At 66.8% G+C, this 11,835-nt stretch carries 7 protein-coding genes; 4 read left to right on the top strand and 3 right to left on the bottom strand.

What is annotated here, in order from left to right; translation table 11 throughout:
• Nucleotides 1-122 precede the first annotated feature (122 nt).
• Together ACH4EB_RS16440 and ACH4EB_RS16435 are read right to left on the bottom strand one after the other, a co-directional pair.
• Entirely contained in the window at nt 123-365 is a 243-nt protein-coding gene (locus tag ACH4EB_RS16440) for a helix-turn-helix domain-containing protein (RefSeq protein ID WP_398348176.1), read from the bottom strand.
• A 35-nt stretch (nt 366-400) separates the two neighbouring features.
• Nucleotides 401-1,165, bottom strand: coding sequence for a hypothetical protein (locus ACH4EB_RS16435; RefSeq protein ID WP_398348175.1), 765 nt, complete (start codon nt 1,163-1,165; stop codon nt 401-403).
• An 876-nt stretch (nt 1,166-2,041) separates the two neighbouring features.
• On the opposite strand from ACH4EB_RS16435, the gene ACH4EB_RS16430 reads away from it, so the two are divergent.
• Nucleotides 2,042-4,597 (top strand): tetratricopeptide repeat protein, encoded by a 2,556-nt coding sequence (locus ACH4EB_RS16430; protein WP_398348174.1) that lies wholly within the window; start codon nt 2,042-2,044, stop codon nt 4,595-4,597.
• 16 nt (nt 4,598-4,613) lie between these two features.
• On the opposite strand, the gene ACH4EB_RS16425 is transcribed toward ACH4EB_RS16430, so the two are convergent.
• Entirely contained in the window at nt 4,614-5,525 is a 912-nt protein-coding gene (locus ACH4EB_RS16425) for a serine/threonine protein kinase (RefSeq protein ID WP_398348173.1), read from the bottom strand.
• A 43-nt stretch (nt 5,526-5,568) separates the two neighbouring features.
• Between ACH4EB_RS16425 and ACH4EB_RS16420 the strand changes: the two genes are divergently transcribed.
• The 3 genes from ACH4EB_RS16420 to ACH4EB_RS16410 are packed head-to-tail and all read left to right on the top strand — an operon-like array spanning nt 5,569 to nt 11,826.
• On the top strand, nt 5,569-7,134 hold the full coding sequence (locus ACH4EB_RS16420) for a PD-(D/E)XK nuclease family protein (protein ID WP_398348172.1): 1,566 nt from the start codon (nt 5,569-5,571) through the stop codon (nt 7,132-7,134).
• Entirely contained in the window at nt 7,131-8,333 is a 1,203-nt protein-coding gene (locus tag ACH4EB_RS16415; protein WP_398348171.1) for a hypothetical protein, read from the top strand. The genes ACH4EB_RS16420 and ACH4EB_RS16415 overlap by 4 nt, the downstream gene beginning before the upstream one ends.
• A complete protein-coding gene (locus ACH4EB_RS16410) occupies nt 8,326-11,826 on the top strand; it encodes a hypothetical protein (protein WP_398348532.1) in 3,501 nt (1,166 codons plus the stop codon). The genes ACH4EB_RS16415 and ACH4EB_RS16410 overlap by 8 nt, the downstream gene beginning before the upstream one ends.
• The last annotated feature ends 9 nt before the right edge of the window (nt 11,827-11,835 follow it).

Raw genomic sequence — 11,835 nt, 5'->3', positions numbered from 1 at the left:
GGGAGCGTTCGGTCGTGCCCGGGGGAGCGAGCGGTCGTGGCGGGTTGCGGCATGTGCGGGCGCCCGAGTCTTCGCCTCGGGCGCCCGCACATGCCGCGTAGGGGCGGCTGCCCGAGTCGCTTCTACGGATTCAGGGGGTCCTGTGGGGAGTCTGGACCCGTTTCGAGTTCGACGGTGTACAGAGGCCGCTCCTCAATCCCCAGGACGCGCATCAACTCGGTGGTCGGAACCCGGTATTGGCGGCCGACGCGCATGATGGAGCAGGGGAAGGTGCCTTCATAGATCAGCCGGTATGCGGTTCCGGAGCAGATACCCAGTGCTCGTGCGGCTGTCCGCAGATCCACTGCGACTGGCAGTTCGAACATCTCGGTGAAGCTGAGCGGACCGGTCCCCGGGGGCTTCACCGTCGCCTCGCACAGCGCCGCAATGACATAGTGCCGGTGCGGTGCCTCCGCCCGGAGTGCTTGGGCCGACTGACGACTTTGTGCGACCCGAGGTGATCGGTTAGGCTTCTGAGTACCTCCTCCTCCAACTGCGCTGTGGATACTCGCAAGCGCAGCGACGCGTTCAGTCCGGCTGCCCCTTCGGGACGGGTGACCTCCAGCTCGAAGTCTGCCTGCCGCGCCAAACTTTCGGCGGTCCCGCCCGTCAGCGCGCGGTGGTCGCCCTCCGCGATGTTCTCCAAGTGCGTGGAAGGAGCCTCTCGTAGTGCCGCGCGCGCGAAGCGCCACCCGCCGCCGCATGCCGCCCTGATCAGAGTCTGGGCCGAGAGCGGTGATTCGGGGTCCACGGTTCGCAGCTCTTCCAGCAGGGCGAGGACCATCTCGGACTCTACGTCGGACCGGTCGACGCGTAGGCGACCGCAGATGCGGTAGGCCGTGCCGGTCAAACGCGGCAGGGCCAACCAGATTGCCAGGAGCTGCCAGGGGCCGTGCGGTGTGGCTTCGGCGCAGGCCGCTCGGAGCGTCGCCTTCCAGACTGCGGTGGCGAGCTCCGGGGCGGCGTCCGGACCGTACAGTGCCTCGCGGGCCTCGGGAGGGGACAACCGGATCGGCTCGTCGTTCCCCTCTGTGTCGACAGTCAGTAGTACTTCTTCCTTGACGTGAGGATTCTCGAAGTGGTGAATGACCGCGGCGAAGGCACCGCGGGATGTCGGGTACGCCATGCACTGTCCTCTCTCGGCTCCGGGAACCGGGGGCCCTGATGCCGATGAATGGAAATGTGGTCGCCGCAGTTGCTCGACGACTGCTGGAAACCGACAAAACGGGAATGAGTCCCACGCGCCTCAGTTTTACGCACGTGTCCTGTCTTGCAGTGCCGCCTGTCGGGAGGTCATATCGCGGCTTCGGATTCGTACCGGGGGGATGGAGATGGGGCTGCGGATGTGGGGGAGCGGCCGACTGGCCGAGGGTGCCCGCCCGGAGGCGGGCACCACGGCGACTTCTGAGGCGATGGGGCGCCTCAGCCCGTCTTCGACGGCGAAGTGGCCGACGCCGCGGGCGGCGGTGTCGCGGCGCTCTGCAGCTGCGCCTTGCGGGCGGTTCGCCGCAGGTGGGGCGGGAAGCCGCCGGACCGCCTGAGGCGGCTCCCCCGGCGGCTGCGCTGACGGTTGCTCATGGAGCGGAATCCTTTCGATCGGTGATTGGGCCGGCATCGCCTTGTGCGGCGAGCGGTTGACGCCATCGTGCCCGGCCGAGGCAGAGTGCCGTGGCGCCGAATCTGAGGAGAAGCTGAGCCGGATCTGAACTCGCGAAAGGGCGTGAGCGTGTAGAAGAGGCTCTGGGTGCGCACAGATTCAGGAGTGCCGTTCGGGACGCGGTGACTACGCGTGGTGCGCGGAAGGGGAAAGACTGTGGAGGGGCGCGTACTCGGCTTGGTCAGTGTCAGAGGATCAAGTGGTGAGGGATTTTCCGGCGTTGAGAAGGCGGCTGCGCTGTTCGGATTGTTGGTGACATCACCCGGGTTCAGGTGTACCGCTGAGGAAGTCTCCGAGACCCTCTGGCCGGGCGCGAAGTATTCGCGTGACCGCGTGTATCGGGTCATGTCGGATCTGAGGAAGGAGCTGGGGGAGGAGGCTGTCCCACGCATCAATTCGGGCGTCTGTGCGATTGTTATCCCGGAGGGAGGCGTCGATCTCCTCCGCTTCCGTGAAGGGGTGCGGAAGGCTGCCCGTCTTCAAGGGCCGGAAAAGTTCGAGCAATTGTGCGACGCCTTGGCGGAATGGTGCGATGACGAGCCGTTGCGCGGGCTGCCGGTCGGAACGTTCGGGACACGGAAGGCCGAGTTGCGAGAGGAGCGGATGGGCGCCCTTCGCTCCCAGTTGGAGGCGGCATGGTGGGCCGGTGAGGAGAAATGGCTGCGTACGGAAACGGAGAAATTGTTTGAACGTATGCCGGAACAGGATTGGATTTTTCGGTTCTATCTGGTCACCCATGGCCGGGAGCTGGGGCATGTGGCACGGGAAAGGCTGATCAAGCGGTGGACGAAGCGCCACGGGGCCCCTGCCCCGGACTCCGATCTGCAGGACGTCATCGACGAGTTACTCGGTACTCCCCGTCGGGCACGCGGGACGGCTCTTCACCCTGTCCCGGACCAGTTGCCCGCATGCAAGCACAGACCCTTTGGGCGAGATGAGCTGATGCGTGATCTCGACGAGGTCGTGCAGGAGCGACAGACAGCGGGAAGATCGGCGTTGATCGTGCTCAGAGGACTCGCCGGCATCGGGAAGAGCACGGTGGCCTATCGGCTCGCGGCACTGCTGCGCGACAGATTCCCGGACGGGGTTCTCTACGCCAACCTCCAGGGCTTTGCGGGCGCCGATGCGCGGCCCGCCGACCCCGAGCATGTTCTGGACAGATTCCTGGCAGATCTGTCACCTCGCACTCGCGCGACGGGAGTGGACGGCAAGAGTACGGCTCTGCGTTCGGCGCTGGCTCGTAGGTCGGTGCTCATCGTGCTCGACGACGCGCTGAACGCCGCGCAGGTGCGTCCGCTGTTGCCCGGGACCGGCACCAGCGCGGTGATCGTCACGAGCCGCAAGACGCTCGGGGAGCTGGGCGCCGGACATGACGCGCACTTCTGCACGGTGGGCTCACTGGACGACGAAGCTGCCACCGCGATCCTTCAGGAGCGACTTCGCGCGCCGGCACGCGGAGGCCATGGCAAACTCATCCGCGAACTAGTTGAGTTGTGTGACCGTCATCCGCTGGCACTCACGGTGGTTGCCCGGCGGTTGGAGCATCGCTCAATCCAGGGCATCAGCGCCCTCGTACGGGACCTCAGGCAGGAGAGGGACAAGCTGGATGTCCTGCATCTGCCGGAGGAGGAGCTGTCCGTGCGGATGGCGCTGGCCTGTTCCGAGCGTGCGCTGTCCGGTGCGGCCCGCCGTCTTCTCTGGCAGTTGGCTGTTCACCCCGGCCCGAGTATCTGCTGGGACGCCGTCATGGACCTCGGCTTGGCAGGTGAACCGATTCGTGCCGACCGGGCCGTGGAGGAACTCGTGGCGGCCAGTCTGGTGGAGTTCCGGTCGGACCGCTACAGCCTGCACGACCTGGTGCGAGCCTTCGCGCGCCACGAGGTCGTTCCAGGAGTCGACGGTCCGCGGCGGGACTTCGAGGAGGCCACCGTACGGCAGGTCCTGGAACACCAGTTGCAGAACGTCAGAGCCTGCGACAAGCTGCTCGACCGCCATCGGACGCTCCCTGTCGGGGATCCCGACGCAGTGAGTGTGTGCGAGCCCGAAGGCCTCGAACAGGCCATGGCCCTGCTGGACAGCGAGTACGACACCGTCCAGCTCGGCATTCAACTGGCCTACCAGAAGGGGCTGGAGCGCTACACGTGGCTGCTGCCGATGGCGCTGGTGACCTATCAGTGGTGCCGCCACCGTCTGGGCGAAGCGCAGCGAAGCCTGGAGCTTGCGAGGGAGGCGGCCGAGGTCGTCGCCGCTCCCGTGGACTGCGCCATGGTCTACCGCATGCTGGCCGGCACCCACTGGCGGCTGGGACAGTTCGAGATGGCCGCGGCACAACTGCGGCGGGCCGTACTGCTGAGCGGGCAGGACAACAGTGAGAGCGGCCGGCTGAGCCTTGCTCGTTCCCTTCACACGCTCGCGCTCACCCTCCGCAAGCAGGGGCATGGGAAAACGGCGGAGGAACACCACAGACAGGCTCTGAAGCTGTACCGGGTGCTGCGCGACCGTAGTGGTGAGGCGGCGGCGCTGAACGGCATCGGCACGCTCCACTACGACCGAGGGGAGTACGACGAGGCGCTCCGTGTGTGCGCGGACGCTCTCCACCTGGTCGAGACGGTGGATCTGAGAGGTAAGGCGGATGTGCTGTACACCCTCGCCAAGATCCGTCTCTCCCGGTCCGAGCGGGCCGAGGCGCTGAGCCTGTACCGGCAGGCATCTGAGATCTTCCGCGAGCTGGAGCATTGGCACGACGAGAGTAAGCTCCTGTGGCTCTACGCCGATGCCCTGGTGGCGGCCGGCCGCTCGCGCGAGGCGGTGCAGGCGCTGGAGCGGGTCCTCGTGCTGCGCGAGCGGATGGGCGGCCATGGTGTGCGGGAGGTACGGGACCGCCTGGAGGGGCTGCGATGAAGGCGACCCCGCAGGATCACAGCGTCGGCGGGTGGGTGCGGTAGTACTCCGTGGGATCTGGGCGGAGGGGCTTCAGCGGTCGGCGTGAGCCCGGCGCGGGCATGTACGGGCGGAGCGCCGCGAAGACCTCCCGCACATGGGCCGGACGGTGTGCCGCCTCGCGCTCCACCATGCGCAGGGCGAGCGGAGCGAACTCGACCGGGAGCGCGGCCAGGCGGTCCGGAGGCAGTACGGGAACGGAACAGCCGAGAGCGGGTCGTCCCTCGGAGCCGGCGTAGGGAAGTCGCATGACCGTCATCTCCAGCAGCATGCAGCCCAGGGCGAAGATGTCGGCCTGCCTGGTCAACCCGAAAGGACTCCTGTCGAATTGCTCGGGTGGCATGTAGCCGATCGTGCCACGGGACCACTCGGTCGGTGTGCGCATCCTGATGGCGAATCCCATGTCGATCAGGCGAATTCTCCCGGTGGGTTCCACCATGACATTCTCGGGTTTCAGGTCGCAGTGCACCAGCCTTTTCCTGTGCACGGCGTGAAGGATCTCGCAGAGCTGGCCGATGACCGAGGCCACGGTGCTCGGGTCCCGGACCGGTCGTGCCGAGGTCAGGACATCGTGGAGTAGTTTCCCTTCGACGAACTCCAGGACGAGACAACGACGGTTGCGGTAGTGGCCGGTGGCGATCAGGTCGGGGACCTGTGGAATTCCGGCGAGAATTCGAGTGCGGGAGCCTTCCTTCGCCAGCGCCTTTCCGATCTCCGTGAAATACATCATCGATTCGTGCCCCCAGGGCTTCTGGATCTTGAGGGCCACTTTTCGGTTGGACGCCCGCTCGCGGCCGAGATGAAGATCAGCCTGGCCGCCGTCGCCGACCTGATGCAGGACTTCGTAGAGTTTCTCGACGTCGCCGATTTCCTCGATTTTCTCCATCATCCCCCTCCATACCCGGTTGTGCTCTCGCGTGAAAAGGAGCGAAATGGTCGATTCATGGTTGCCTCCCGATGGGGTGCATCGTGTCTCCGACACCATCACGGTGTCGGTCGGCAAGTTCAAAGGAGGAGAATTCCGTTGCCCCGCCGCTGATGCGCTCAAGGCGCGGAACTACCGCCCGAGTCAGCCCGCCACCCGCTCCCGCGAACCGTTGGAGCACTTCGCGTTCGGGCCCTTCATGGCGGCTTGTGATGCCCGCCTGGACCGCGGACTCGACGGCGAGAGGCGACCTGCGGCACCGTTGCACGACGGACTGCGGCAGTGGACGGAACACGCGCTGACGACGTACGACAACGCCTTCCCCGCAGACCCGGACCAGCCGCTCGTCGAGATCATGCCGCCCTGGATCTACCGGCACCGAGCGCTTGGCTGGGGCTCCCGGGCCGCACAGGAGTATCGCCTCACCGTATGGGGCCGCTGTCTGCGATCCGCGGACGGAAGAGTGCGTGAACTCCGACTCCCCGTGAACCGATTGAACCGACAGGCACCGCCCGACGGCTTCGTCGCCGCGGCGGCTCTGGTGCTGGCCGAGGGCACTCCGGGGCCGCCTCCAGAGCGTGTACGGATCATCGAATTCGCGCTCCTCGACGGCCAGGTGCGTCTGCTTTTCGATGGTACGCGGACAGAGGCACTCGCCCGCTACCGTGAGCACGGCTCCAGCGCGCTGGCCGACTTACTGGACAGCCAGGAGTACCGCCCGGGCACCTCCTGCGCGGAATGCCCTTACGCGTCCGTCTGCCCGGCTCTGAGGAAGTCACCCGGACTGCTGGGCGTCGAGACACACGGGCGGACGCGGCGTACCTGGTCCGTCACCAACGGCCGGAACTACCGGGCCTGCCCGGCACGCGACCACCTCCGTCGGCTGCACCTGCCCACCGAGGATGCCGTCGAGCGAGACCCCACGGCTGAGCGGGGCAGGGCCTTGCACGCCTACCTCGCGCAGCGCCACAGCCACGGTCCACTGAGGCCCTGCACGGTCGATGTCCCCGAGCACTGGGTGCCCGACGGGTTCGATGTCCCGGAGGACGTACGCGTCCTCGGTGCGAGGCTGCTGCGCCATCACGCCACGGTCTGTCCGCTGCGATGTGTGCAGGACGCCACGGACGTACGGACCGAGCCACGCGTGGTCCGGCACGACACGACCGCCGACGTGATGGTGATCACGGCACCCGACCTGCTCTACCGGGACGGGGACTCGTGGGTGTGGCGAGAAACCAAGACATCGGCCGCCAACCGGCGTTCGAGTCGTTCCCTGTTGGCGAAGTATCCCCAGTTGGCCCTGGCGGTCCTGCTCGCCGCGCGAGGTGGCCTCGGTGGCGGCACGGCACGTGCTCGCGTCGAGTTGGAGGTGTTGCGCCCGGGCGGCGCGGATCTGGAGATCATTGATCCCTTCGCCCCTGTTCGCCGCACCGAGGCGGAGCGGATCATCCGGGAACTGGTGACCGACTGGCACACCGACGACTGGTACACCGCGACTCCCGGGCGAGCCTGCGCACGCTGTGAAGTGGCGCGATGGTGTTCTGTCTCCCTCGCCAACGAGGCGGCCGCATGAGGTCACGGAAGACGGCTTCCGACACCGAGGGACCCACGAACAGCGACATTTCGGGGGCCGAGTCCCACCCCGGTTCCGCGCTCTTCTGCGAACTCGCCGGCGTCATCGCGGCCCTGGCCGAACACGAGGGCCTCCGCTCGTTCACTCTGCCCTACCCGTCCGCCGCGCAGCGCGCGCTGGATCGCACCGTACTGCACTGCCTCCAACTGGGGGAGGCACCGCCGAGAAGTCTTCCGGAACTGTGGGAGTGGTGCCGTTGGCGCTCCGCGGGTGATTCGCTCTTCCAGGTGCCGGCGTCCCTCGTCACACCGGACGCGACGCTGGTCCACCCGGTCGGGTTGGCACCGACCCGCACCTGTTTCGAACTGACCTCCCACATGCCGGAGGGCGGCGTGGAGAGGGAGGCACGCGTACTCCTCGCAGGGCTTTCGGCGCGGTGCGGCTCCACAGAGCAGTACCAGCGATGTCGGCGGTTTCTCGCATGTCACCCCGTCGTGCACCAACAAGACCGATTCGCAGGCGGATGGAGCAAGGCTGTCTGGAGCCGCGTCAAGGAATTCTATCGACCGCTGCCCGAATCCCTGCTCGCCGGCGGCACCTTCCTGAACTGCCTTGTCTGTGGGCTTCCCGCGTTGCTCCGCGACCGGAAGGTTCCCGATCAGGGGGCTCCCGTCGCCGGACCGGACACCTGGTGCGAAGGGGAGGTATGCCCGCACGGTGAGCGCCTCGGGCTGATCCGAGATCCGGACCGGAGCTGGTTGCTCCGGCGAGGGTTGAGGGCGTTCCTCGCTCTGCCGCGCCGAGTCGAAGAGACCGCTCTGGACCGACTCGATCGTGCGGGAATCGGCTATGAGGCTCTTCCCGACGGACTCGGCACATACCGGCTGCGGGGAACGAGGACCGGTTCCCGTCACATTCAGGTGTACGACCGGGTGCAGCCCGCGCTCCTGGCCGCTCGGTGTATCGAGCGGAAGACATCGCTTCCGGATCTGATGCTGGTGGTCGTGGCTCAGCGGTTCGCCGATTGCCATGACTACCGCGGATCCTTCACCGCAGCCCTGCCTGACGAGCTCCGGGACAGGGTGCTGCTCACCGGGCTCCGAGACCTGGCCCACCACGCCGTCGCTCAGTCGGCCTTCGGCGTGCACGAGGGGAAAGCCCCCGACTCGACGGAGGGAGCAGAGGGAGACCATGCGTAGCCTGACTCCGCCCTTGCACGATGTGCTCCGCGCACTTCAGACATTCACCGGCCCATCCGTGCGCAAGCCCGCCCTGGAAGCGCTCTGCCAAGTCGAACTCGGTCTGTACCTCCAGCAGAGGCTGATGCCGAACACCCCAGCAGGACATGCGTGGGTGTTGTTCAGCGGGTACCCGTTCGCGGAGGCGTACGGGCTCCGGTTGCCCTCGGACGTCGAGAAGACGCTCCGGGTCGCTCGGTACTCCCTGTGGACCCTGCGCAGGGGTCGGGCGTGGCGCGAGGCGTTGGAGCGTTATCAGCGGTTCACCCCGGCCTTGCGCGGCTACAACGTACCGGACCTCGAATTCCCCGCCGTGCGGCAGGAGGTCGGAGTGGCCGACGACCGCTGGCAGGTCTACGACGGTTTGCTGCGGGTCGCTCCTCCGCTGGCCGGACAGCGTCTCCCGGTCGCCGGACCCGGTCCGCACGCCTTCCCCGTCAGCCGTTCCATGGCCGTGGTCGACCTGCCGCCGGTGCCGCACACCCCCTTGGTGGCCCATGACATCGACTCGGCCCCGGCGGGCGGGGGCGAACCGCTGATCTTCCGTTTGGAAGATCTGAAACGTACCGCCGGGGAAATGGATGCCCTGTTCGCACGGATCGGCCGCGGGCGCGCGCCCGAGTGGCTGGACCGGCTCCAGAGCTTTGAGATGTCCATCAAGCAGGGGGGAGAGTTCCGCAAGGCCCATGAGTTCACGGTGGACGGCATTCAGCACCTGCTGGGAATCGTCGGCGCGGGCAAGAGCACGCTGCGCGACATCATCGCCGTTCACCTCGCACAGCATGGAAGACGCACCACCGTCGTGGTCTCCGATGTCGCGGAGGTACTGAAGCTCGTCGAGCTGTACAACCTCTACACCGAGGGCACTGCCGCGCCCGTCCTTGGCTTCGCGGGGCGCGAGCGGCACGCCCAGCGGCTGCATCGCAGGCTGGCCGGCCGCGGCGAGCAGCGGCTGCTGGCCCACGACGACCCGGCGTTCGCGTACCTCGGAACCTCCTGCGTGCTGAACGTCAGGCGGCGCGGTCATCTCGCCGGTGAGACGCTGGCCTTCGGTGAGGCCCCATGCACCCGGCTCCGCCCCGCGGCCGACCCGCGGCGCCGGACCGACAGTGGCCCGGCATCGGAATGGCAGAGGGAACGCAGAAGCTGTCCGTACTGGTCGGTCTGCCCCCGGCATGACGGCTCGCGGGCCTTGGTCGACGCCGACATCTGGGTGACGACACCGGCCGGTCTGGTCGATGCCTGCCCACCGCGCCCTCAGAACGGTGAGCGCATTCGCTACCTGGAACTCGCGTGCTGCCGCAGTGATCTCGTAATCGTGGACGAAGCCGATCGGGTGCAGATGCAACTGGACCGGACCTTCGCTCCCGCTGTTCTCCTTGCCGGTGACGAGGAGAAGGGATTCATCGATGTACTGGCTCGGCACAAACTCCGCGAACTTGCGGCGAGCGGTCGCACCCCGCTCTCCGACCGGGATGTGGAGAACTTCTCCGCCGCCCTCAACACAGCGGGGATGGCGACGGACCGTCTGTACGCCATGCTCGTCGGCGACCGCGATCTGCGCCGCTGGATCCGGACCGGATACTTCAGCGCCTGGACGCTGCAACTCGGTCTGCTCGACGAGCGATACCCCCTCCACGCGGACAGCGATCCGCGGGAGGCTCTGGGGAACCTCCTCGACGTGTTCCGGGACAACCCGTTCGGGGACCGGTCCCGGCATACCGACCAGGACTTCACCCACTTGACCAGCCTGCTCAACGAACTTCTGCACACGGGAAATCCAGAGAACACCCGAAGCGGCCTGATGAGTGTCATGAAGGACCTTTTCCGTCTCGACGAGAATTTTCTGACGGAGAAGCGGAAGACTTACGAGAAGTCCCTGGCCGAATGGGAGGAGAAGAAGGAGGAGCTGCGGCGAAAGCGACTGCGAGGGAAACGGGTCCGGCAGGATCCGCCTCCTCCCCGGACCCCTGAGCAGTGGCAGGCGGAACTTGCCGTACGTTTCGAGTTCACGCTGTTGCTGTGCGCTCTCGAACCGCGACTCGCGATGATCAACGCCATGTGGCCGCGGGTCGAGGCGGCGCTCAGCCTCGGCTACAACGAGATGTACCGACGACCGATGGACTACGGTCCGATGGTGCCCGAGGCGCCGATGGGCAATGTGCTCGGCTTCCAGTTCCTGGTGCACGGCGGGGACGACGGGTGCGTTCGCAGCGGAGAACTGACCTTCTTCCGCTGCAGCGGTATCGGCCGGGAGTTGCTGCGTGCCATGCCGCATCTGGCCTCCGTGGACGACCGGCCGGGCGCCCATCTGCTCCTCATGTCCGGCAGCAGCTGGGCGGGCAGGTCCAGCCGCTACCACCTCCGCGAACCGGTCGGCGTCATCATCGAGCCGCCGCGGGAGACCATGGAAGTCATCGCCGCCGAGAGCGAGATGCGCTTCGAGTTCATCGACGACGGAGAGGAGAGGATCCACCTCTCCGGAACCGATCCGGAACATCGACCGGAGAAACTACGCCGTATCGCCACCTGGCTCGGTGCCGGAGCAGAGGAGATCGAGAACGGCGGACCACTGGAGCGGGAGTTCCTGTCCCTTCCCGCGGGCCGTGACCAGATCCTGCTGCTGGTGGGCAGCTACGCGGAAGCACGCGTGGTGGCCGACACCCTGCACAACCTGAACTCCCGCTGGCGGAACCAGGTGTTGTGCCTCGTCTCGGACGACGAGGAGATCGACGAGGACGATCAGACCCGGTCCGCGCATCGTGCCCGCTCTCTGCGCCGTGGAGATGTGGAGCATCTCAAGGATCTGGAGGCGGACATCCTCGTGGCGCCTCTGCTGGCCGTCGAACGCGGCCACAACATCCTGAACGACGACGCCGAGGCGGCCATCGGTACGGTCTACTTCCTGGCCCGTCCGAATCCGCATCCTGACGACCTCTCCCTGGCGGTCCACTCCATCAACGACTGGATCGTGCGTGCGCAGGACAGTGGTGAGTTCGCTTCCTGGGTGCGCAGCGGCGGAACCGTCGAGGAAGGAGCGGAAGAAGTCCGCCGTCAGGCCCGATCCCGTTGGTACACAGTGCTCCAGCGCTCCATGGCGTGGAGCAGCCTCGGCGACGACCGGGAACAGGTCACCTGGGACATGTTGGTGCTGATGTGGCAGGTGATCGGGCGACTGGTGCGCGGCGGAGTGCCGGCCCGAGTGGTGTTCGTGGACGCCGCCTTCGCCCCGCATCGCGCGGCGACACCACCACATTTGGACACACCGAAGTCCAGCCTGCTGCACAGCATTTTCGACGTGCTGAACCCGTACTTCGTCGATGACAGAGAGCCCGCCGACGAAAGGTTCATCGTCCGTGCGCTCTATGAACCGCTGTGGCGCATGCTCGACCGCTGCTTGGCCGAGGACGACCTGCCCGCCGCTCCAAGGGAAGAGCTTTTCCGCCGTCACTGAGGAGGCACC

This window comes from Streptomyces sp. NPDC018045, assembly GCF_044327445.1.
GTDB lineage: Bacteria > Actinomycetota > Actinomycetes > Streptomycetales > Streptomycetaceae > Streptomyces.
The sequence above is the reverse complement of the archived record's forward strand: the minus strand, read 5'-3'. Positions and strand labels throughout refer to the sequence as shown.

What these genes read in the sequence shown, in the direction of transcription:
- ACH4EB_RS16420 (WP_398348172.1), top strand. Translation starts at nt 5,569, where the DNA reads ATGGTCGATTCATGGTTGCCTCCCGATGGGGTGCATCGTGTCTCCGAC.
- ACH4EB_RS16440 (WP_398348176.1), bottom strand. Translation starts at nt 365, where the DNA reads ATGTTCGAACTGCCAGTCGCAGTGGATCTGCGGACAGCCGCACGAGCA.
- ACH4EB_RS16425 (WP_398348173.1), bottom strand. Translation starts at nt 5,525, where the DNA reads ATGATGGAGAAAATCGAGGAAATCGGCGACGTCGAGAAACTCTACGAA.
- ACH4EB_RS16410 (WP_398348532.1), top strand. Translation starts at nt 8,326, where the DNA reads ATGCGTAGCCTGACTCCGCCCTTGCACGATGTGCTCCGCGCACTTCAG.
- ACH4EB_RS16435 (WP_398348175.1), bottom strand. Translation starts at nt 1,165, where the DNA reads ATGGCGTACCCGACATCCCGCGGTGCCTTCGCCGCGGTCATTCACCAC.
- ACH4EB_RS16415 (WP_398348171.1), top strand. Translation starts at nt 7,131, where the DNA reads ATGAGGTCACGGAAGACGGCTTCCGACACCGAGGGACCCACGAACAGC.
- ACH4EB_RS16430 (WP_398348174.1), top strand. Translation starts at nt 2,042, where the DNA reads ATGTCGGATCTGAGGAAGGAGCTGGGGGAGGAGGCTGTCCCACGCATC.